Origin of the sequence: Enterobacter cloacae complex sp. BZL2005 (assembly GCF_049238885.1) — a bacterium.
GTDB lineage: Bacteria > Pseudomonadota > Gammaproteobacteria > Enterobacterales > Enterobacteriaceae > Enterobacter > Enterobacter roggenkampii.
In genome coordinates, this window is sequence record NZ_JBMKGI010000007.1 from 45,581 (window position 1) to 68,225 (window position 22,645).

The 22,645-nt window shown below is 57.2% G+C and carries 19 protein-coding genes, 5 tRNA genes and 1 pseudogene; 6 read left to right on the plus strand and 19 right to left on the minus strand.

All coding sequences use genetic code 11. The features are described from left to right. Positions 1-3: 3 nt before the first annotated feature. The 6 genes and pseudogenes from proX (at position 4) to leuA (ending at position 7,926) form a co-directional block, all read left to right on the plus strand. A complete protein-coding gene (proX, locus tag ACOTXI_RS13970; RefSeq protein ID WP_023294402.1) occupies positions 4-999 on the plus strand; it encodes a glycine betaine/L-proline ABC transporter substrate-binding protein ProX in 996 nt (331 codons plus the stop codon). Positions 1,000-1,183: 184 nt separating this feature from the next. Continuing rightward, complete coding sequence (locus ACOTXI_RS13975) at positions 1,184-2,368, plus strand: MFS transporter (protein WP_008502577.1); 1,185 nt, start codon at positions 1,184-1,186, stop codon at positions 2,366-2,368. Positions 2,369-2,682: 314 nt separating this feature from the next. Then, positions 2,683-3,213 (plus strand): transcriptional repressor MprA, encoded by a 531-nt coding sequence (gene mprA, locus ACOTXI_RS13980; RefSeq protein ID WP_008502578.1) that lies wholly within the window; start codon positions 2,683-2,685, stop codon positions 3,211-3,213. Between the two features lie 126 nt (positions 3,214-3,339). Then, a complete protein-coding gene (gene emrA / locus ACOTXI_RS13985) occupies positions 3,340-4,512 on the plus strand; it encodes a multidrug efflux MFS transporter periplasmic adaptor subunit EmrA (protein WP_055321954.1) in 1,173 nt (390 codons plus the stop codon). A gap of 16 nt (positions 4,513-4,528) precedes the next feature. Continuing rightward, entirely contained in the window at positions 4,529-6,076 is a 1,548-nt protein-coding gene (gene emrB / locus ACOTXI_RS13990; protein ID WP_008502580.1) for a multidrug efflux MFS transporter permease subunit EmrB, read from the plus strand. A 195-nt stretch (positions 6,077-6,271) separates the two neighbouring features. Further along, positions 6,272-7,926, plus strand: a pseudogene (gene leuA / locus ACOTXI_RS13995) (2-isopropylmalate synthase). On the opposite strand, the gene ACOTXI_RS14000 reads toward leuA, so the two are convergent. From ACOTXI_RS14000 to mltB, 19 genes are all read right to left on the minus strand, one after another. Beyond that, entirely contained in the window at positions 7,913-8,677 is a 765-nt protein-coding gene (locus ACOTXI_RS14000) for an AraC family transcriptional regulator (protein WP_039025240.1), read from the minus strand. The pseudogene leuA and the gene ACOTXI_RS14000 sit on opposite strands and share 14 nt — an antisense overlap. 64 nt (positions 8,678-8,741) lie before the next feature. Next, positions 8,742-9,257, minus strand: a complete 516-nt coding sequence (gene luxS, locus ACOTXI_RS14005) for an S-ribosylhomocysteine lyase (protein ID WP_008499539.1) — start codon at positions 9,255-9,257, stop codon at positions 8,742-8,744. A 153-nt stretch (positions 9,258-9,410) separates the two neighbouring features. After that, positions 9,411-10,955: a glutamate--cysteine ligase gene (gene gshA, locus ACOTXI_RS14010; protein WP_039265552.1), complete on the minus strand. Its 1,545-nt coding sequence runs from the start codon at positions 10,953-10,955 to the stop codon at positions 9,411-9,413. Positions 10,956-11,038: 83 nt separating this feature from the next. Then, positions 11,039-11,467: a YqaA family protein gene (locus tag ACOTXI_RS14015; RefSeq protein ID WP_021241956.1), complete on the minus strand. Its 429-nt coding sequence runs from the start codon at positions 11,465-11,467 to the stop codon at positions 11,039-11,041. Continuing rightward, entirely contained in the window at positions 11,464-12,030 is a 567-nt protein-coding gene (gene yqaB, locus ACOTXI_RS14020; RefSeq protein ID WP_008499542.1) for a fructose-1-phosphate/6-phosphogluconate phosphatase, read from the minus strand. Before yqaB ends, ACOTXI_RS14015 begins: the two co-directional genes overlap by 4 nt. A gap of 125 nt (positions 12,031-12,155) precedes the next feature. After that, a tRNA-Arg gene (locus tag ACOTXI_RS14025) sits at positions 12,156-12,232 on the minus strand. 64 nt (positions 12,233-12,296) lie between these two features. After that, positions 12,297-12,373 (minus strand) — tRNA-Arg (locus ACOTXI_RS14030). Positions 12,374-12,402: 29 nt separating this feature from the next. Then, positions 12,403-12,479: transfer RNA gene (locus tag ACOTXI_RS14035), tRNA-Arg, on the minus strand. 64 nt (positions 12,480-12,543) lie between these two features. Then, positions 12,544-12,620: transfer RNA gene (locus tag ACOTXI_RS14040), tRNA-Arg, on the minus strand. Between the two features lie 4 nt (positions 12,621-12,624). Continuing rightward, positions 12,625-12,717: transfer RNA gene (locus ACOTXI_RS14045), tRNA-Ser, on the minus strand. A 342-nt stretch (positions 12,718-13,059) separates the two neighbouring features. Then, the gene (csrA, locus tag ACOTXI_RS14050; protein WP_000906486.1) at positions 13,060-13,245 is read right to left on the minus strand and encodes a carbon storage regulator CsrA; all 186 of its coding nucleotides are present in this window, start codon (positions 13,243-13,245) and stop codon (positions 13,060-13,062) included. Positions 13,246-13,486: 241 nt separating this feature from the next. Continuing rightward, positions 13,487-16,114, minus strand: a complete 2,628-nt coding sequence (gene alaS / locus ACOTXI_RS14055; protein WP_008499543.1) for an alanine--tRNA ligase — start codon at positions 16,112-16,114, stop codon at positions 13,487-13,489. A gap of 131 nt (positions 16,115-16,245) precedes the next feature. Further along, a complete protein-coding gene (gene recX, locus ACOTXI_RS14060; protein ID WP_058653922.1) occupies positions 16,246-16,746 on the minus strand; it encodes a recombination regulator RecX in 501 nt (166 codons plus the stop codon). A 68-nt stretch (positions 16,747-16,814) separates the two neighbouring features. Continuing rightward, positions 16,815-17,873 carry a recombinase RecA gene (recA, locus tag ACOTXI_RS14065; RefSeq protein ID WP_008499546.1) on the minus strand — a complete coding sequence of 353 codons (1,059 nt, stop codon included), beginning with the start codon at positions 17,871-17,873 and terminating at the stop codon, positions 16,815-16,817. An 89-nt stretch (positions 17,874-17,962) separates the two neighbouring features. Next, a complete protein-coding gene (pncC, locus tag ACOTXI_RS14070) occupies positions 17,963-18,460 on the minus strand; it encodes a nicotinamide-nucleotide amidase (RefSeq protein ID WP_023617003.1) in 498 nt (165 codons plus the stop codon). A 130-nt stretch (positions 18,461-18,590) separates the two neighbouring features. Beyond that, positions 18,591-19,475: a metal ABC transporter substrate-binding protein gene (locus ACOTXI_RS14075; RefSeq protein WP_058653923.1), complete on the minus strand. Its 885-nt coding sequence runs from the start codon at positions 19,473-19,475 to the stop codon at positions 18,591-18,593. A gap of 14 nt (positions 19,476-19,489) precedes the next feature. Beyond that, positions 19,490-20,350: a metal ABC transporter permease gene (locus ACOTXI_RS14080; protein ID WP_021241951.1), complete on the minus strand. Its 861-nt coding sequence runs from the start codon at positions 20,348-20,350 to the stop codon at positions 19,490-19,492. Then, positions 20,347-21,000, minus strand: a complete 654-nt coding sequence (locus ACOTXI_RS14085) for a metal ABC transporter ATP-binding protein (RefSeq protein ID WP_055321958.1) — start codon at positions 20,998-21,000, stop codon at positions 20,347-20,349. Before ACOTXI_RS14085 ends, ACOTXI_RS14080 begins: the two co-directional genes overlap by 4 nt. A 300-nt stretch (positions 21,001-21,300) precedes the next feature. Beyond that, entirely contained in the window at positions 21,301-22,401 is a 1,101-nt protein-coding gene (gene mltB / locus ACOTXI_RS14090; protein WP_032635345.1) for a lytic murein transglycosylase B, read from the minus strand. Positions 22,402-22,645: the final 244 nt, after the last annotated feature.

Here is a 22,645-nt window from a genome sequence, read left to right on the forward strand (position 1 = left end):
ACGATGCGACATAACGTACTTTTTGCCACAGCGTTTGCCACCCTTGTCTCCACCAGCACGTTCGCGGCTGACCTGCCGGGCAAAGGCATTACCGTGCAGCCGGTGCAGAGCACTATTTCGGAAGAGAGCTTCCAGACCCTGCTGGTCAGCCGCGCGCTGGAAAAACTGGGCTATACGGTGAACACGCCGAGCGAAGTGGATTACAACGTGGGCTACACCTCGATTGCCTCCGGTGACGCCACCTTTACCGCCGTAAACTGGCAGCCGCTGCATGACGATATGTATGCCGCCGCCGGTGGCGATAAGAAATTCTACCGTGAAGGCACCTTTGTCACCGGCGCGGCGCAGGGGTATCTGATCGACAAGAAAACCGCCGACCAGTACCACATCACCAACATCGAACAGCTGAAGGATCCGAAGATCGCCAGACTGTTTGACACCAACGGTGACGGCAAGGCCGACATGATGGGCTGCTCGCCGGGCTGGGGCTGCGAAGCGGTGATTAACCACCAGAACAAGGCGTTCGATCTGGCGAAAACGGTCGACGTGAGCCACGGCAACTATTCAGCGATGATGGCCGACACCATTGCCCGCTTCAAAGAGGGTAAACCGGTGATCTACTACACCTGGACGCCGTACTGGGTGAGCGACGTGCTGAAGCCGGGTAAAGACGTGGTGTGGCTGCAGGTGCCGTTCTCCTCCCTGCCGGGCGAGCAGAAAGATATCGACACCAAACTGCCGAACGGCATGAACTACGGCTTCCCGGTGAACACCATGCATATCGTGGCGAACAAAGCCTGGGCGGAGAAAAACCCGGCGGCGGCGAAGCTGTTCTCGGTGATAAAGCTGCCGCTGGCAGACATCAACGCCCAGAACGCAATGATGCACGCGGGCAAATCGTCTGAAGCGGATGTTAAAGGCCACGTCGACGGCTGGATCAAGGCTCACCAGCAGCAGTTTGACGGCTGGGTGAAAGCGGCGCTGGCGGCGCAGAAGTAAAACCTTTTCCCTCACCCTAACCCTCTCCCCAGACCGTACACTGGGAGAGGACCGGGGTGAGGGGATCAGACCGCACCCAACCTAAACCGCACAATCCAGCACGTAACAATCCCCCCACATTCACAATCATTGGCTATTATGGTTTCCGGAAAAATAATCACTTCACTAACGATTCCTGAAACTAATGACAAAAACCACTCAAGGGCTTAGCCCCGCACTCATCCTTTTAATGTCCGTGGCAACGGGTCTGGCCGTCGCCAGCAACTATTACGCGCAGCCTCTTCTCGACACCATCGCCCGCGCGTTCAATCTCTCCGCCAGCTCCGCAGGCTTTATCGTTACCGCCGCCCAGCTCGGCTATGCCGCCGGGCTGCTGTTCCTGGTGCCGCTCGGCGATATGTTTGAACGCCGGATGTTGATCGTCTCCATGACGCTTCTGGCCGCCGGCGGGATGCTGATCACCGCCAGCAGCCAGTCGCTGACGATGATGATTATCGGTACCGCGCTGACGGGGCTGTTCTCCGTGGTGGCGCAAATCCTGGTGCCGCTCGCCGCGACCCTCGCCTCACCGGAAAAACGTGGCAAGGTGGTGGGCACCATCATGAGCGGCCTGCTGCTGGGGATTTTGCTGGCGCGTACCGTCGCCGGGCTGCTGGCAAGCCTCGGCGGCTGGCGCACCGTATACTGGGTGGCGAGCGTATTGATGGTCGTCATGGCGCTGGCGCTGTGGCGCGGGCTGCCAAAAGTGAAGCAGGAAAATCACCTGAATTACCCGCAGCTGCTGGCCTCCGTTTTCAGCCTGTTCACCCAGGATAAACTTCTGCGCACCCGCGCCCTGCTGGGCTGCTTCACCTTCGCCAACTTCAGTATTCTCTGGACGTCGATGGCGTTTCTGCTGGCCGCGCCGCCGTTTAATTATTCCGAAGGGGTGATTGGCCTGTTCGGCCTGGCCGGTGCCGCAGGCGCACTGGGCGCGCGCCCCGCAGGCGGGCTGGCCGACAAGGGCAAATCCCACCTGACCACCTCCGCGGGGCTGGTGTTACTTCTGCTCTCCTGGGCGGCAATCTGGTATGGGCACGTCTCGGTGCTGGCGCTGATCGTCGGTATCCTGGTACTCGATCTCACCGTGCAGGGCGTTCACATTACCAATCAGACCGTCATCTATCGCGTGAAGCCAGAGGCGCGTAACCGCCTGACGGCCGGGTACATGACCAGCTACTTTATTGGCGGCGCGGCGGGCTCGCTCATTTCCGCCTCGGCGTGGCAGCATGCTGGCTGGTCAGGGGTATGTGCAATTGGTGCCATCGTCGCCACGATTAACCTGCTTGTATGGTGGCGCGGCTACCATCGCCAGGAGGCAATTCACTAAGTTTTACATTGCTTTGGGCCTCTTAGGGTGTAAAGGGGTCCCTCACTCTGTTAATGTAAACGTAATCATTTATCCCAGAAATTTTAATGTGGGTGACATATTTACAATCGGCATGAATAGTTCAGACCCCCGTCCTCACATCCTCTCTTCAGCGGGTTCATCCCCTACGCTTTCTGTGCTCACCGGGTCACGGACTTACCCGGCGCTTTCTGATGGTGACATTAATTTGGCGGATATAACCGCACAAATAATTCATTTACATTATTTGTCACTATCGTTACTATATCGGCTGTAATTAATGAGGTTATGCCCAAATGGATAGTTCGTTTACGCCCATTGAACAAATGCTTAAATTCCGCGCCAGTCGCCATGAGGACTTCCCGTATCAGGAAATCCTGCTGACTCGCCTGTGCATGCACATGCAGGGTAAGCTACTGGAAAACCGCAATAAAATGCTGAAAGCTCAAGGGATTAACGAGACATTGTTTATGGCGTTGATCACGCTGGAGTCTCAGGAAAACCACAGCATTCAGCCTTCTGAGCTGAGCTGCGCGCTGGGCTCCTCCCGCACCAACGCCACCCGAATTGCCGATGAGCTGGAAAAGCGCGGCTGGATTGAGCGCCGTGAAAGCGATAACGATCGCCGCTGCCTGCATCTGCAACTGACCGATAAAGGTCACGAATTCCTGCGCGAGGTGCTGCCACCTCAGCACAATTGCCTGCACAAACTCTGGTCCGCTCTCAGCACCGCCGAGCGCGACCAGCTTGAGCACATCACTCGCAAGCTGCTCACCCGTCTGGACCAGATGGATGAAGAAGGCGCCGTTCTTGAGGCGCTGCGCTAACGCGACGACACGCTCAACAATCCAGATTTATAAGAAAACCGACAGGCCAGCACGTCACACTGCTGGCCTTTCTGACAACAGGTCGGCTCAGCCGATGTGAAAATAAGAAGATCGTGGAGAACAACAATGAGCGCAAATGCGGAGAGCACTACCCCGCAGCAACCGGCCAACAAGAAAGGCAAACGTAAGAGCGCCCTTCTTCTGTTGACCTTGCTCTTTATCATTATTGCCGTGGCATATGGGATCTATTGGTTTTTAGTACTGCGTCATGCTGAAGAGACTGACGACGCGTACGTGGCAGGGAACCAGGTACAAATTATGGCGCAGGTGTCGGGCAGCGTGACGAAAGTCTGGGCTGACAATACCGACTTTGTGCAAAAAGGCGATGTGCTGGTGACGCTCGATCCAACCGACGCCCAGCAGGCGTTTGAAAAAGCACAGACCGCGCTGGCCTCCAGCGTCCGTCAGACCCGCCAGCTGATGATCAACAGCAAACAGCTGCAGGCCAACATCGACGTGCAGAAGACCGCACTCGCGCAGGCGCAGAGCGATCTGAACCGTCGCGTGCCGCTCGGCACCGCCAATCTGATTGGCCGTGAAGAGCTGCAGCACGCCCGCGACGCCGTCGCCAGCGCTCAGGCACAGCTGGACGTGGCCATTCAGCAGTACAACGCCAACCAGGCGATGGTGCTGGGCACCAGCCTGGAAAACCAGCCTGCCGTTCAGCAGGCAGCGACTGAAGTCCGCAACGCGTGGCTTGCCCTGCAGCGTACTAAAATCGTCAGCCCAATGACCGGCTATGTCTCCCGTCGTTCCGTCCAGCCAGGGGCGCAGATCAGCCCAACCACGCCGCTGATGGCGGTTGTGCCGGCGGACAACCTGTGGGTCGACGCCAACTTTAAAGAGACGCAGCTTGCGCATATGCGTATCGGCCAGACCGCAACGGTTGTCAGCGACATCTACGGCGATGACGTGAAGTACACCGGCAAAGTGGTGGGTCTGGATATGGGGACCGGCAGCGCCTTCTCCCTGCTGCCTGCGCAGAACGCCACCGGTAACTGGATCAAAGTCGTACAGCGTCTGCCCGTGCGTATCGAACTGGATGCCAAACAGCTGGCGGATCACCCGCTGCGTATCGGCCTCTCCACGCTGGTGACGGTTGACACCTCCAACCGCGACGGTCAGATCCTGGCAAGCCAGGTGCGTAGCAGCCCGGTTTATGAAAGTAACGCCCGTGAAATTAGCCTCGATCCGGTCAACAAGCTGATCGATGACATCGTGAAGGCAAACGCCGGTTAATCCGAAGGTGAGCGTTATGCAACAGCAAAAGCCGCAAAAACCGCTGGAAGGCGCGCAGCTGGTCATTATGACCATCGCGCTGTCGCTGGCGACATTCATGCAGGTGCTGGACTCCACCATCGCAAACGTGGCGATCCCGACCATCGCCGGTAACCTTGGCTCGTCGCTGAGCCAGGGGACCTGGGTTATTACCTCGTTTGGGGTGGCAAACGCCATCTCCATTCCGATCACCGGCTGGCTGGCAAAGCGCGTCGGTGAGGTGAAGCTGTTCCTCTGGTCCACGGTGGCGTTTGTTCTGGCCTCGTGGGCGTGCGGCATGTCCAGCAGCCTGACGATGCTGATTTTCTTCCGCGTCATTCAGGGGATTGTCGCGGGGCCGCTGATCCCGCTCTCCCAGAGTTTGCTGCTGAGCAACTACCCTCCCGCAAAACGTTCCGTCGCGCTGGCACTCTGGTCGATGACCGTTATCGTCGCGCCTATCTGCGGACCGATTCTGGGCGGGTACATCAGCGATAACTACCACTGGGGCTGGATCTTCTTCATCAACGTACCGATTGGCGCCGTCGTGGTATTGATGACGCTGCAGTCGCTGCGGGGACGAGAGACGCGCACCGAACAGCGCCGTATCGACAGCATCGGGCTGGCGCTGCTGATCCTGGGTATCGGCAGTCTGCAGATCATGCTCGACCGCGGTAAAGAGCTCGACTGGTTCAACTCGCAGGAGATCATCATCCTGACCATTGTCGCGGTGGTGTCGATAAGCTTCCTGATCGTCTGGGAGCTGACGGACGACAACCCGATCGTCGATCTCTCGCTCTTTAAGTCGCGAAACTTCACCATCGGCTGCCTGTGTATCAGCCTCGCCTATATGCTCTACTTCGGCGCGATTGTTCTGCTGCCGCAGCTGTTGCAGGAGGTGTATGGCTATACCGCCACCTGGGCGGGTCTGGCGTCGGCACCTGTCGGGGTGATCCCGGTCCTGCTGTCGCCGATTATTGGCCGCTTCGCCCATAAGCTCGACATGCGTCGGCTGGTGACGTTCAGCTTCATCATGTACGCGGTGTGCTTCTACTGGCGTGCGTATACCTTTGAGCCGGGAATGGACTTTGGCGCCTCGGCGTGGCCGCAGTTCATTCAGGGCTTTGCGGTGGCGTGCTTCTTTATGCCGCTGACCACCATCACGCTCTCTGGCCTGCCGCCCGAGCGTCTGGCGGCCGCGTCGAGCCTGTCGAACTTCACCCGTACGCTGGCGGGCTCCATCGGGACGTCGATCACCACCACCCTGTGGACGAACCGCGAATCAATGCACCACGCGCAGCTGACCGAAGCGGTGAACCCGTTCAACCCTAACGCACAGCAGATGTACAGTCAGCTGCAGGGAATGGGGATGACGGAGCAGCAGGCGTCCGGCTGGATTGCCCAGCAGATCACCAACCAGGGGCTGATTATCTCGGCCAACGAGATTTTCTGGATATCGGCAGGGATCTTTATCGTCCTGCTGGGGCTGGTGTGGTTTGCCAGACCGCCGTTTGGTGCCGGTGGTGGCGGTGGCGGCGCGCACTAGTTTGTGCGCGGGTTGCCGGGTGGCGGCTACGCCTTACCCGGCCTACGATAACTGACACATCCGTAGGCCCCGTAAGCGCAGCGCCACCGGGCAACCATTGCCACCGTGTCCAGAACGCGACAGCCATTGTCAGTGCCGATAAAGCAGCGCGCCTGAAATCGATTCACGATAGTGAAAAGACAACAGGAGCGCATCATGCTGAACACACCCGCCGACAAGTACCAACCCTTTCCCACCCTTTCCCTGCCCGACCGTCGCTGGCCGGAACAACGCATCACCCGCGCGCCGCGCTGGCTCTCGACCGACCTGCGCGACGGCAACCAGGCTCTGGCCGAACCGATGGACAGCACGCGCAAGCTGCAGTTCTGGGACCTGCTGTTAAGCTGCGGGTTTAAAGAGATTGAAGTTGCCTTTCCTTCCGCCTCGCAGACGGATTTCAATTTCGTTCGCCAGCTGATTGAAGAGAACCGCATCCCGGATGACGTGACGATTCAGGTGCTCACTCAGGCACGGGAAGATCTCATCCATCGCACTTTTGAATCCCTGCGCGGCGCGAAGCAGGCGACCGTGCATCTGTATAACGCCACCGCTCCGCTGTTCCGCCGCCTGGTATTCGGCATGGAGAAAGCGCAAATTGTTGAGCTGGCCACCCGCGCCACGCGGCTTATCCGCCAGCTTTGTGAAGAGAACCCTGAAACCCGCTGGCAGTACGAATACTCTCCGGAAACCTTCTGCTTTACCGAGCCGGAATTTGCGCTGGAGATTTGTGAAGCCGTAGCGGAGATCTGGCAGCCTTGCGACGAACGCCCGATGGTGATCAACTTACCCGCCACCGTCGAAGTGAGCACGCCGAACGTCTATGCCGACCAGATCGAGTACTTCTGTCGCCACTTCAGCCGCCGCCGCGATGTCTGCATCAGCGTGCATCCGCATAACGACCGCGGTACCGGCGTCGCCTGCGCGGAGCTGGCCGTAATGGCGGGGGCTGACCGCGTGGAGGGCTGTCTGTTCGGTAACGGCGAGCGCACGGGCAACGTCTGCCTGGTGACGCTGGCGATGAACCTCTACAGCCAGGGTATCAGCCCGACTCTGGACTTTAGCGATATGAACCGGGTGGTGGAAGTGGTGGAAACCTGCAATCAGCTGCCGGTGCACCCGCGCCATCCGTGGGCGGGACGGCTGGCCTATACCGCCTTCTCCGGCTCGCACCAGGACGCCATCAAGAAAGGCTTTGATGCCCGCAGGCCTGGCGATCGCTGGAAGATGCCTTACCTGCCCGTCGATCCCCAGGATATCGGCTGCACCTACGAAGCGGTGATCCGCGTAAACAGCCAGTCAGGGAAAAGCGGCAGCGCGTGGCTGATCGAACAGAATCATGGTCTGAAACTGCCCGCGCCCTGCAGCAGGATTTCAGCCAGCACGTGCAGCAGGAAACCGACCGTCACGGAAAAGAGATGACGCAAAATGCGCTGTGGCAGCTGTTCCGCACCCGTTACGGCCTGGTAGCCACGCCGCACTATGCGCTGCAATCCTACCGCAGCGACGGCCAGCAGGACGGCCAGCTGCGGCTGACGGCAAGCGTCGTCACGCAGGGAGGAACGCGCCAGCTGGAAGGTCACGGCAACGGTCTGCTCTCCGCCGCCGCTCATGGCCTGAGCCGCTGGGTCAACGCCCCGTTCGTGATTAAGGATTATCACGAGCATACGTTAGGCGAACGCAGCGACAGCCGCTCGGTGGCCTACATCCGCTGCCTGTTCCAGGACGGCAGCAGCCGCTGGGGCGTGGGCATTGATAGCGACGTGGCGCGCGCGTCGCTTCAGGCGCTCTTTAACGCCGTCAGTCGTTCTTAAAGTAATCGCTGGGGGAGACGCCCATCACCCGACGGAACATTGCCGTAAAGGCGCTGTGGCTGCCGTACCCCAGATCCAGCGCCACGCGCAATACCGGCTGGCCCTGCGCCAGCCGCACTAAGGCTTCCAGCAGACGCGCCCTTCTCAACCACTCGCCGTAGCTTAAACCCGTCTGCTGTTGAAAATGACGGTTCAGCGTGCGCTCGCTCATGTTCATCAGGCTCGCAGCCTGCGCGCTGCTCCAGCTTTCCCCCGGGTTTTGCCGGATTTGCAGGCACAGGCGACGTAACGCCTCGCTTTCCGGCTCCGGCAGGTGAAACGGCAGCACCGGCATAGTGCGGATTTCATCGAGAATCAGTTCATAGACGCGTTCATCCCGGCTTCCGGGTGAGTACGATTCAGGCAACGCAAGGGAGACGAGGATCAGCTCGCGCAGCAGCGGCGCGATCTGGACGATCTGGCAGGTGGCGGGAAGATCGGCCCGCGCCAGCGGATCGATAAACAGCGTTCGCGCCGCCACGTTGCCGGTAATGCGCAGGGAATGCTGCGTGCCCGCAGGCAGCCAGACGCCGCGACCGGGAGGCACAACCCAACAGCCCGATGCGGTATCCACCCTTACCACGCCGCTCAGGGTGTGCAGCAGCTGCGCGCAGTCGTGCTTGTGCCAGGGTTCGCTGTCACCATGAACGTAATCATGGGCAAACGGAACGAGAGGACGGTGGGTAAAAGAGAAGGTTAAGGTTGTGGTCAAAGGAGGCACCAGCACAATGTAGGCCCGGTCAGCGAAGCGCCACCGGGCATCCACAGGCACAATACTAGATGTGCAGTTCCTGCAGTTTTTCTTTCGGCAGGGCCAGCTCTTCGTTGCTGTTCACGCGAACGTCGCGTTCGATGATGTGGCGCGCGATCTCCTGCGCTTCTTCCAGAGAGTGCATCTGGTAGGTGCCGCACTGGTAAACGTTCAGCTCAGGGATCTGGTTCTGCTCTTTCACCTTCAGCACGTCTTCCATGGCCGCTTTCCAGGCATCTGCAACACGTTTCTCTTCAGGCTGACCAATCAGGCTCATGTAGAAACCGGTACGGCAGCCCATCGGAGAGATATCGATGATCTCAACGCCGTTGCCGTTCAGGTGGTCACGCATGAAGCCAGCGAACAGGTGTTCCAGCGTATGAATGCCTTTCTCCGGCATCACTTCTTTGTTTGGCACGCAGAAGCGCAGATCGAAGACGGTGATCGTGTCGCCGTGCGGGGTGTGCATGGTCTTCGCCACGCGGACTGCAGGTGCTTCCATACGGGTATGGTCGACAGTAAAGCTATCTAATAACGGCATACGTCACCTCCGATAGTGATTTTTTTTAAAATAAACTGAACTCTTCTACAGAATGCGCGTCTGAGTATATGAAAGACGCGCATTTGTTATCATCATCCCTGAATTCAGAGATGTATATTTTGGCCACAGCGATGTGGCCTTTTTCTTTTCTGCTTAAGCCTGCTTCGCCAGAAACGCCTCAAACGACTCGGTATCCGCCGCTTCAACCTCTTTCTGACGCACAACGGACGCTTCGCGTTCCGCGACAAAATCTGATTCGCTCAGGATTTCTAACGGCTCCTGGATCAGCATTTCACGGTACTCCGCCGAGAGTGAGCGCCCCGTACCACCAATGCCCTGATCAATCATAGAACGCAGAATGCGCGCTGAGAACGTCAGTTCCGGGTTATCAAAGCACGCCACCAGCTGGTCGCAAATCTGTTGATACGCGTCGCCGCCGTCGATGCTGTCCATCGTCCGGGCAACACGCTTCAGGTCACGGAACAGATCTTTGCCGACTTTCGTCAGCGGGAACTGTGCCGTTTCGCAGCCAATACCCAGCGTCAGGCCCGGTTTACGCCCTTCCAGAATCACGCGGTTCCAGTTTGTACGGGTGCAGAGCAGTTCGTCTGAACTCATTTCCGGCGCATCCGCCAGCACGCACCAGACCATAAACAGATCCAGGAAGCGAATCTGCTGTTCATCAACGCCAATCGGTGAGAACGGGTTGATATCCAGCGAGCGCACTTCAATGTATTCGATCCCGCCGCGCTGCAGCGCATCCGACGGGGTTTCGCCGCTGCGCGTTACGCGCTTAGGACGAATTGGCGCATACAGCTCGTTTTCAATCTGCAGGACATTGCTGTTGATCTGCAGGCGCTTACCGTCTTTTTCGAGGCCGATTTTTTCGTACTCTTCCGACGGGGTTTTGATCGCCCGCTTCAATCCTGCCACATATTCGTGCAATTCGTTAAACGTAATACCGAGATTGCTTTGCGATTTATTGGTATAGCCGAGATCGCTCAGACGCAGAGAGGTGGCGTACGGAAGATAGTACATTCCGCAGTCGGTCTTCTCGAACGGCAGCGTCGTCGGTTTCCCCTGCAGGAACGAAGAACAGATCGCCGGGGAGGCACCAAACAGATACGGGATCACCCAGCCGAAACGGTAGTAGTTGCGTATCAGGCGGAAGTAGCCTTCAGAGATCGCGTCTTTATCCGTTTCACCGCATTTCGCCTGCCAGAACGCCATTGGCAGCGAGAAGTTGTAGTGCACGCCAGAGATGGTCTGCATCAACGCGCCGTAGCGGTTCTTCAGCCCCTCACGGTAGAGCGTTTTCAGCCTGCCGATATTTGACGTGCCGTACTGTGCCAGCTCAATCTCCTGGCCCTGCTCGATATAGCACGGCATGCTGAGCGGCCACATACGCTCATCGCCGAGATTGCGCGCGGTGTAGCGATGGATATCGCGCATAATCGTCAGCATATGATCAATATCACCCTCTACTGGGGTGATGAACTCCAGCAGCGCTTCAGCGAAATCGGTTGTGATCCATTTATGTGTCAGCGCCGAGCCTAACGCCTTCGGGTGACCCGTCGTCGCTAAACTGCCGTCCGCGTTAACGCGCAGCGTTTCACGCTCAAGACCACGCTGAATACCCTTCAATGCCTGAGGGTGGTTTTCCAGCCAGGCCAGCGCCTGAGATACGTCCGGGATCAAATTGACCTCCCGCCTGTCAAAGTAATGTTACTCAGCATAATTGTAATGGTTGACGATTGAAGGTCGCGTATTCATTCCACCAATTAGTGCCACCACGTCATACCCTGTAGTGTTGCCCACGCCACGAGAACATAGCGCAACGCCTTGCCAAGGCACAAAAAAAAGAGCACCGGTCCCCAGGAGATGCGCATCCATCCCGCCAGCAGACACAGTAAATCGCCTATTACAGGCATCCAGCTTAATAACAGCGTGGCAGCGCCATAGCGTTTTAGCCAGCCGACTGCCTTTTCCTGCCAGCGCGATTTTTCACGCAGCGGAAAGAAACGCCCAAGAATAACGTTAGTCAGCCCTCCAAGGCTATTACCCATTGTTGCTATTACTACAAGCAGCCAGGGCTGACTCACGCCGGACAACAGCATCGCCACCAGCACCACTTCCGAATTGCCCGGTAACAGCGTGGCGCTGAGAAAACTGCTGGCGAATAATGAGGCAAGTGACAGTGCGTCACTCACAGTAAGCGTACATCCACCGCATCCATTCCGGCATCACGCGCGGCCTGGATCCCGAAATCGGCATCTTCAAACACGACGCACTTTGCCGCCGGGACGCCCATTAATTCTGCGCAAAGCAGGAAGGTGTCCGGTGCGGGCTTGTGACGTTTAACATGATCGGCGGCGACCACGGCAGAAAAATAGTGGCGCAGGCCAAGATGATTGAGCAAGGCTTCTGCAATCGCGCTTTCGCTGCCCGTCCCCACCGACATCGGGCGACGCCCGTGCCACTCTTTTACCACATCAATCAGCGGCAGAGGACGTACGGTATCTAAAAGCATGGCTTTTACCGCATCGGTTTTTTCGCGCGCGAGCAGGTGCGGGTCGAGATCGGCCTGATTCAGTTCAATCACGGCCTGCGCAATACGCCAGGTGGGGGAGCCGTTGAGGGCGATCATCGCCTGAAGGTCGAAACGCATGCCGTAGCGGCCCAGGACGTCGGTCCAGGCTTGACGATGCGTGGGTTCGGTGTCCAGGAGGGTACCATCCATATCGAAGATCAAACCGTCATACTGTGCGTACATCGCGCTCTCGCTAACCGATTAACAAAGCATTACTTTATCGTAAATGGTGGTTTTTGTCGCTGATTGCGAAATGATAACAACGAGAGTGATTAAGAACTAAACATCGAAGGGAAAGGCAGAAGAGATGGTGCATCCGGGAGGATTCGAACCTCCGACCGCTCGGTTCGTAGCCGAGTACTCTATCCAGCTGAGCTACGGATGCATCGGGATTTACTACTGTACTGCTCGATATTCATATCACTTCTAAAGCAATATGAATTAATAGATGGTGCATCCGGGAGGATTCGAACCTCCGACCGCTCGGTTCGTAGCCGAGTACTCTATCCAGCTGAGCTACGGATGCATCAGGGTACTGCTTTCAGAAATAGTAAATGGTGCATCCGGGAGGATTCGAACCTCCGACCGCTCGGTTCGTAGCCGAGTACTCTATCCAGCTGAGCTACGGATGCATCGGGATTTACTACTGTACTGCTCGATATTCATATCACTTCTAAAGCAATATGAAGTAATAGATGGTGCATCCGGGAGGATTCGAACCTCCGACCGCTCGGTTCGTAGCCGAGTACTCTATCCAGCTGAGCTACGGATGCAAAATGGCGGTGAGGCGGGGATTCGAACCCCGGATGCAGCTTTTGACCGCATACTCCCTTAGCAGGGGAGCGCCTTCAGCCTCTCGGCCACCTCACCACACAACGCCTCTTTCGAGTGCTTCGAGTAACTCGTTAAGAGCTTCTCGTCGCTGCGTGGCGCATATATTACTTTCTGGGACTTATAAGTCAAACAATTTTCCAAAAGCTTTTATCGTTTGCACAAATCACACGCAATTCGCATGTAAAAGCCGCAAAGAGGGTGTTTTATAAGCGGATTTTGCAGGCATCTTCGCAGAAAACTGATGCGGAAAGAACAGTGTTGGGACGAGATAAGGGTAGCGGAGTGGTCAAAAAGAGAGCGATTGAAATTAAACGGTAACTTTGAGCAGGAAAAATAGCGGGAGGGTTGCGTCTCGCCCGACAGCGAGACGCGACAATATCAGTAACTGGACTGCTGGGATTTTTCAGCCTGGATACGCTGGTAGATCTCTTCACGGTGGACAGATACTTCTTTAGGAGCGTTAACACCAATACGTACCTGGTTACCCTTTACCCCTAAAACTGTCACGGTGACCTCATCCCCAATCATGAGGGTCTCACCAACTCGACGAGTCAGAATCAGCATTCTTTGCTCCTTGAAAGATTAAAAGAGTCGGGTCTCTTGTATCCCGGCATTATCCATCATATAACGCCAAAAAGTAAGCGATGACAAACACGTAAAGTGTAAGCAGTCACGGCATCACATTCTGTTAAACGTAAGTTTAGCCGATATACACAAACTCAACCTGACTTTATCGTTATCGATAGCACAGTGAACAAGACGCCATAACGTTACCGCTATGGCGTCTGCTTGTGCTTTGTAGTTATTACAGTTTCGCGCTTACCCAGCTTTCAACGCTGGCTAATGCCGCAGGAAGTGCCGCCGCATCCGTACCACCGGCTTGCGCCATGTCCGGACGACCGCCACCCTTGCCGCCCACCTGCTGAGCGACCATACCAATCAGTTCCCCTGCTTTTACGCGGTCAGTCACATCCTTAGAGACGCCCGCAATCAGAGAAACCTTACCTTCTGCCACTGTCGCCAGCACGATAACGGTAGAACCAAGCTGGTTCTTGAGATCGTCGACCATAGTACGCAGCATCTTAGGCTCAACGCCCGCCAGATCGCTGACCAGCAGTTTGACGCCCTTAATGTCTACAGCCTTGCTGGAGAGGTTTGCACTCTCCTGCGCCGCAGCCTGCTCTTTCAGCTGCTGCAGCTCTTTTTCCAGCTGACGCGTGCGATCCAGCGCAACGCGCACTTTCTCGCCCAGGTTCTGGCTATCGCCTTTCAGCAGCTGCGCGATGTCGTGCAGCTGATCGCTCTGCGCATGCAGGCTGGCAATCGCGCCTTCACCGGTCACCGCTTCAATACGACGCACACCTGCCGCCGTTCCCGACTCGGAAACAATGCGGAACAGGCCGATATCACCAGTGCGCGAGGCGTGCGTACCGCCGCACAGCTCGGTAGAGAAGTCGCCCATGCTCAGCACGCGAACGCGCTCGTCGTATTTCTCGCCAAACAGCGCCATCGCACCTTTTTTCTTCGCGTCCTCGAGATCCATGATATGGGTCTCGATTGGCAGGTTACGACGGATCTGCGCGTTCACCAGATCTTCCACCGCACGGATTTCAGACGGCTTCATCGCTTCAAAATGCGAGAAGTCGAAGCGCAGCACTTTGTCGTTAACCAGAGAACCTTTCTGTGCAACATGGGTACCGAGTACGTCGCGCAGGGCAGCGTGCATCAGGTGGGTTGCCGAGTGGTTCAGACGAATGCGCGCGCGGCGAGCTTCATCAACGTTAGCCTGGACGCCCTCGCCCACTTTCAGAGAACCGGAAACCAGTTTGCCCTGGTGACCAATCGCCTGACCGTATTTCTGGGTGTCGGTCACGCTGAAGCTAAAGCCATTGCCCTTCAGTTCGCCTTTATCGCCAACCTGGCCGCCGGATTCGGCGTAGAACGGCGTTTTGTCCAGAATGACTACGGCTTCCTGGCCCGCGCTGATGCTGTCTACGGCTTTACCGTCAACAAACAGAGCGGTCACTTTGCCGGTCAGTTCCAGCGCCTCATAGCCTTTGAATTCAGACGCGCTGTCAACGCGGATCATCGCGTTGTAGTCTGCACCGAAGCCGCTGGACTCGCGCGCACGACGGCGCTGCTCTTCCATCGCGGCTTCGAAGCCCGCTTCGTCAACTTTGATGTTACGCTCGCGGCAAACGTCCGCCGTCAGGTCAACCGGGAAGCCGTAGGTGTCGTACAGGCGGAAAGCAGTTTCGCCATCCAGCGTGTCGCCCTTGAGTTTCGCCAGCTCTTCGTCCAGCAGCGCCAGACCGCGCTCCAGCGTACGGGCAAACTGCTCTTCTTCGGTTTTCAGAACCTGCTCTACCTGCGCCTGCTGGCGTTTCAGCTCGTCACCCGCTGACCCCATCACGCCAATCAGTGGCCCAACGAGTTTATAGAAGAAGGTGTCCTTCGCGCCCAGCATGTTGCCGTGACGGATAGCACGACGAATGATACGACGCAGCACGTAGCCACGGTTTTCATTCGACGGGATAACGCCGTCGGCAATCAGGAACGCGCAGGAACGAATGTGGTCTGCGATAACGCGCAGCGATTTGTTGTTCAGGTCGGTCGCGCCGGTGACTTCCGCAACGGCTTTGATCAGAGTGCTGAACAGGTCAATCTCATAGTTGGAGTTAACGTGCTGCAATACCGCGGCAATACGCTCCAGCCCCATACCGGTATCAACGGACGGCTTCGGCAGCGGCTCCATGGTACCGTCGGCCTGACGGTTGAACTGCATGAAGACGATGTTCCAGATCTCAATGTAGCGATCGCCGTCTTCTTCCGGGCTGCCTGGAGGGCCACCCCAGATGTGGTCGCCGTGATCGTAGAAGATCTCGGTGCACGGACCGCAAGGACCGGTATCACCCATCTGCCAGAAGTTGTCAGACGCGTATGGCGCGCCTTTGTTATCACCGATGCGAATAATACGCTCGCGCGGGATACCGACCTCTTTTTCCCAGATTTCGTAGGCTTCGTCATCGGTTTCATAGACGGTAACCCACAGACGCTCTTTCGGCAGGTTGAACCAGTTTTCACCGGTCAGCAGTTCCCACGCATACTGGATGGCATCGTGTTTGAAGTAGTCGCCGAAGCTGAAGTTACCCAGCATTTCGAAGAAGGTGTGGTGACGCGCGGTGTAACCGACGTTTTCCAGGTCGTTGTGTTTACCGCCCGCACGCACGCAACGCTGTGAGGTTGTGGCGCGGGAATAATTACGCTTGTCGAGACCAAGGAACACATCCTTGAACTGGTTCATCCCGGCGTTGGTAAACAGCAGAGTCGGATCGTTGTTCGGTACCAGGGAGCTGCTGGCAACAACCTGGTGTCCCTTACTATGGAAAAAATCGAGAAACGCCTGACGGATCTCAGCGGTGCTCTTGCTCATAATTATCCTGAAATCAAGCTAACGAAATGTCGTAGCCAGCCTGTATCGGTAAACCGTTGGACAGACCAGCTACTGGAAAAAGTGGGAATAAGATAAGTTTTCTTTAGTGGGAAGTAAAATCCCGCATGCGTTCAATCGGCAAAATTACGCCAGATATCCTGAATATCTTCCATCAGGAAGCCGCGGTAGAGCAAAAAGCGCTGGATTTTGACTTTTTCTGAAAAATCACGCGGCAGCGGTTCGCCGTACTTGCGAATCGCCTGCTCTTTTGCCAGCTCGCACCAGTCAATCTCGCACTCGCGCATCGCTTTTTCGATGGACTCCCGGGCCACCCCTTTCTGGTTCAGCTCCTGCCGAATGCGCGCAGGGCCGTAGCCCTTGCGGCCGCGGCTGGCGAGAAAGCGGGAAGCAAAGCGATCGTCATCCAGGTAATGATGCTCATAGCACCAGGCCACCACGCGGTCGTAGTCTTCCGCCGTGGCATCAATCTCTTCCGGCCCGTTTTTACTCATCACCGGAGCCGACAGCTTCCGCCGCAGCTCCTGCTCACTGTGGTCACGTACGGCCAGGATGCGCACCGCACGATCCAGCAAGCGCGCGTAGGCGGGTCGGCGTGATGTCGGTTCACTCATAAAAAACCTGTAGAATCAGAAATGCAAAAAGGGCCGCATCAGCAGCCCTTCATCTTTACACGAGAGACTTAAAAGTCTTCGTTGGTTTCTTCAGCATCCGCAGCATCGACTACGAAATCAGGTTTGGAGTCCTGGTTGTTCAGCAGAAGCTCGCGCACCTTCTTCTCAATCTCTTTCGCCGCAGCCGGGTTCTCTTTCAGCCAGGAGATAGCATTCGCTTTACCCTGACCAATCTTGTCACCGTTGTAGCTGTACCAGGCGCCCGCTTTTTCAATCAGCTTCTCTTTCACGCCCAGGTCAACCAGTTCACCGTAGAAGTTGATCCCTTCACCGTAGAGGATCTGGAACTCAGCCTGTTTGAACGGTGCAGCGATTTTGTTCTTCACCACCTTCACGCGGGTTTCGCTACCGACGACGTTTTCACCCTCTTTCACCGCACCGATACGGCGGATATCCAGACGGACAGACGCGTAGAATTTCAGGGCGTTACCACCGGTTGTGGTTTCCGGGTTACCGAACATCACACCAATTTTCATACGGATCTGGTTGATGAAGATCAGCAGCGTGTTGGACTGCTTCAGGTTACCGGCCAGCTTACGCATCGCCTGGCTCATCATACGTGCCGCGAGGCCCATGTGAGAGTCGCCGATTTCACCTTCGATTTCCGCTTTTGGCGTCAGTGCGGCAACGGAGTCAACAACGATAACGTCAACCGCACCGGAGCGCGCCAGCGCGTCACAAATTTCCAGGGCCTGCTCACCGGTGTCCGGCTGAGAACACAGCAGGTTGTCGATGTCCACGCCCAGCTTACGCGCATAAACAGGATCCAGCGCGTGCTCGGCATCGATGAACGCACAGGTTTTACCTTCGCGCTGTGCCGCAGCAATCACCTGCAGCGTCAGGGTAGTTTTACCGGAGGATTCTGGCCCGTAGATCTCTACGATACGGCCCATTGGCAGGCCGCCCGCGCCCAGCGCGATATCCAGAGAAAGCGAACCGGTGGAGATCGTTTCCACATCCATGGTACGGTCTTCACCCAGGCGCATGATGGAGCCTTTACCGAATTGCTTTTCGATCTGGCCCAGTGCTGCCGCCAACGCTTTCTGTTTGTTTTCGTCGATAGCCATTATTACTCCTGTCATGCCGGGAGAAGCGACTGTGCTTCACCGTGGATTTCTGTTCTGTTGGTGCAATTATACTGTATAGTCATACAGTATCAAGTGTTTTGTAGAAATTGTTGCCAGAGCGTTTTTAACGCATATTCCGTTGCCTGACGGCGCACGCTTTCGCGATCGCCGCTGAAGCACTCCCGGCGGGTGATCCCTTCCCCTTTAGACGTGGCAAACCCAAACCAGACGGTGCCAACAGGCTTCACGTCGCTGCCGCCGTCCGGCCCCGCGATGCCGCTAATGGAAATCGCGTAATCTGCCCGCGCCGCCTTGAGCGCGCCAATGGCCATTTCAATGACCACCGGTTCGCTGACCGCGCCATGCTGTTCCAGCGTAGCTTCACGCACGCCAATCATTTGTGCCTTAGCTTCGTTACTGTAGGTCACAAAACCGCGTTCAAACCAGGCGGAACTGCCGGCAATATCGGTAATCACTTTCGCCACCCAGCCGCCGGTGCAGGATTCCGCGGTGGTGATTGTCGCCCCACGCTGCTTAAGCGCCAGGCCAACGATCTCGCTAAGCTGCATCAATTCATGGTCAGTCATTCTCGCTCCAGGCATCAGAAAAACGTGCTGCACAAGATAGCACTTTCTCGTCAGATGTGGGGATGCGCTTCAGGTTTTACGAGGGGGCTTCAGAAAAAAGCCGGTGCAAACGCACCGGCCGTGGAAGAGGTTATTTCATGCTGTCGGCGAGCGTATTCACGTTGTGGCGGAACGCCTTGACGTAGGTGTCTGCCACGCCGCCTTTTGCTGACAAGGCCTCCGGGTAAAGTTCTCCCCCTGGCTGCGCGCCCGTCGCCGAGGCAATCTGCTTCACCAGACGCGGATCGAGCTGGTTTTCCATAAACCAGGTTTTTACGCCGTCGGCTTTGATCTGATTGATGATCTCAGCAACCTGCGCCGCGCTGGCCTCGCTCTCTGAAGAGAGTCCTTGAGGTGCCATGAAGGTTACGCCATAAGCGCGGCTGAAATAGCCGAAGGCGTCATGGCTGGTCAGCACCTTGCGCTTCGCCTGCGGGATCTGGCTAAAGCGCGTTTTGGCCCAGCTGTCCAGCTGGTTGATCTGCGTGATATAGGGTTTACCGGAGGCTTCCAGCGCGGCTTTGTCCTGCGGATCGGCTTTCACCAGCCCGTTCAGAATATTTTGTGCATATAACGCCCCGTTCGCCGCGCTGTTCCACGCGTGCGGATCGGTCACGGTCTTTCCATCTTCCTCAAGCGTGTGCGTTTTCACGCCTGTTGAGGCGACGACCAGTTGCCCTTTGAACCCGGAGGCTTTCACCAGGCGGTCAAGCCAGCCCTCCAGCCCCAGACCGTTCACCACCACCACATCGGCCTTGCTCAGCGCCGCGCTGTCCTTCGGCGACGGTTCGAAGGTATGCGGGTCGCCGTCCGGCCCCACCAGCGTCGTCACCTTCACATGATCGCCGCCCACCTCCTGGGTGATGTCACCCAGTATCGAGAAGCTGGTGACCACATTCAGCGTTTTCGCCATCACGCCCTGCGACATCATCCCCAGCGCGAGCGCCACTCCCACTACTAGTCCTGTACGTTTCATCGTTTCCCCTTGCGTTAAAAATACGCCCGCAGACTGCCAGCGAGCCTGCTTCGCGTACCCAATAAAATGGAAATAAAGAACAGCGCGCTGGCGGTGAGCACAATGGATGGCCCGGCCGGGAGACTCATCGCCCAGGAGAGGCTCAACCCCAGCCATGCGCAGACAATACCGCTGATGCCCGCCATCAGGAGTAACGCCGGTAGCGTGCGTACCCAGCAGCGTGCCGCCACGGCTGGCAGCATCATCAGACCGACGGCCATCAGCGTGCCGAGCACCTGAAAACCGGCCACCAGGTTAAGAACCAGCAGCGCCAGAAACAGTCCGTGCAGCAGGCCGGGCAGCCAGCGGGCGTTCACCTGTAGCCAGGCGGTGTCAAACGCTTCGGTAACCAGGCCGCGATAAAACATCGCCAGCACGATAAGAGTGAACATGCACACGCCCGTGACAAACAGCGCGGCGTCGTTGTCCACGGCGAGGATGGAGCCAAACAGCAGATGCAGCAGATCGACATTCGACCCACGAAGCGATACCAGCGTGACCCCCAGCGCCAGTGAGCCAAGATAAAATCCGGCAAAGCTGGCATCTTCCTTAAGCGGCGTGCGTCGGCTGACCAGACCGGCCAGCAGCGCCACGGTAATGCCTGCGACAAAACCGCCGATACTCATTGCCAGCAGCGACAGGCCGCTGAGCAGGTATCCCACGGCGACGCCCGGCAAAATAGCGTGAGAAAGGGCATCGCCCATCAGGCTCATCCGGCGCAGCTGGAGGAATACGCCGAGCGCGGTGGTGCTGATAGAAAGCGCCAGGCAAACCACCAGCGCGCGGCGCATAAAGCCGTACTCGATGAACGGCTGGAAGAATGTGTGCCAGATCATGCCACCCTCACCCGCTCGGTTTTCCACTGAGGCACGTCAGCATCCAGCCGCAACGTCTGCGGGAAGTGGCGCGACACGCGCTCGCTGTCGTGCAGTACCGCGAGCAGCGTTTGCCCCTGCATATACATCTCCAGCATCACATCCATCAGCACGTTACAGGTGGCTTCATCGATGCCGGTAAAGGGCTCGTCCAGCATCACCAGCGGCGCCTGCTGTACCAGGACGCGGGCAAACAGCATGCGCTGGAACTGGCCGCCGGAGAGCTCATCAATGGTGGATGATGCCATGGATTCCAGCCCGACCCGCTCAAGCGCGCTGGCAATACGCAACCGCGTTTCGCGACGAAACCCGGAAAGCAGCGAAATGCCCGGCCAGCAGCCCATGCTGACGACATCGCGCACGGTCAGCGGAAACTGCGCCTCCAGCGCGTGACGCTGTGCCAGCCAGCCAATCATCGGGCGCTTCCCCTGCCAGCGAAAACCCCCGCTTACGGGTGGGATAAAACCCGCGAGCGTTTTCAGCAGCGTGGATTTGCCGCAGCCGTTGGCCCCAACAATGGCGGTCATGCTGCCGCGTTCAATGACGCCCGAAAGCGGGCGCGTGACGGGCTGGTGGTCGTAACCCGCAACCAGTTCATTCATCACGATCATGGCAATGCCACCGCCCAGCGCACGGCCAGGCCGAGAAAGACGATAAGCACCAGCGCCAGCAAAAGCCGAACCGGCGCAGAAAGAGAGAAAAGGGACGTTGACATCTCGGCACCAATTTAAATGTTATAACATAACAATAATGAAAGGTGGTTAGGATGTAAATGGCAGGTTTGAAAAGGGAGTGTGGCGAAATGTTTCTGCAAAACGCCCTCTCCCGTGGGAGAGGGCATCAGGCCGCACCGTGTGCGCAGCCATGCCGGGTGGCGGCGTTGCCTTACCCTGCCTACCCGTCGGGGTAACTTACTGACTAAACGGTGACGCCGCCGGCACGCGGGCCTGCGATACCGCCAGCCCCAGCTGCCATACGGCCATCGCATAGTGGGTGCTGTGGTTATAGCGGGTGATGGTGTAGAAGTTCGGCAGCCCGTACCAGTACTGATAGCCCGTTCCGACATCGAGACGCAGCAGACTCGCCTGCTGTGCATTGCCCAGCGGCTGCGTTGGCGTTAGGCCTGCCGCGGACAGCTGCGAAATGCTGTAGTTGGTTTTGAAGCCGTTTTCCAGACCCGGCGCCTGACCGTTCGCCTGCACCGCCACCTGGCCACCCGGCACCCAGCCGTGCGCTTTGAAGTAGTTCGCCACGCTGCCGATGGCATCCACCGGATCCCACAGGTTGATATGACCATCGCCGTTAAAGTCGACGGCATACTGTTTATAGGAGGACGGCATAAACTGGCCGTAGCCCATCGCGCCGGCAAACGACCCTTTCAGATCGAGCGGATCGTCCTGTTCGTTGCGCGCCATCAGCAGGAAGGTTTCCAGCTCGGAAGAGAAATACTCCGCGCGGCGCGGATAGTTAAAGGAGAGCGTCGCCAGCGCATCCAGAATGCGGGTTTTGCCCATCACGCGGCCCCAGCGGGTTTCCACGCCGATAATCCCGACGATAATTTCAGGCGGCACGCCGTACACCTGCCACGCGCGGTTAAGCGCATCTTCATACTGATTCCAGAACGCCACGCCGTTTTGCACGTTGTCCGGGGTAATGAACTGTTTGCGATAGCGCAGCCACGCCCCGTTTGGCCCGCTCGGCACCTGGGCCGTCGGCGCCTGTCTGTCCATCAGGCGCAGCACGTAGTCCAGACGCTTGGCCTGAGACAAAATTTCGTGCAGCTGCTGTCTGTCAAAGCCGTGCTTAGTCACCATTTTATCGATGAACTGCTCGGCCGCCGGGTTATTCGCGAAGTCGCCGCCCATCTGCATCATATTGTGCTGCGGCTCCAGCAGGAATCCTCCGGAAGGCGCGCCCGCCGTTTGCTGAACGGCTTCGGTCTTAGGTTTGCTACTACAGGCAGACAGCAGAATAAGCGCAGGCAACAGCGCTGCATAACGACGCTTGAACATGAGACATCCATTTAACGGGTTCGATAAGAACCCAGTATGGTAAAGCATCCGCAACACCTCAAGGAAGCGGTACGCACCTCCCCAACGCAAATCCATGCTTTTTTCCCCCGAAAATCATTCACCATGTCAATTATCTTTCAAAATAATCCATTTTTCTTTCATTGTGAGATCTAACTAACACTTTAAAACCTTTCAAAGTGATTATTATTAGCCACAGATAGACAAAAACAAACGCCCTACAGGA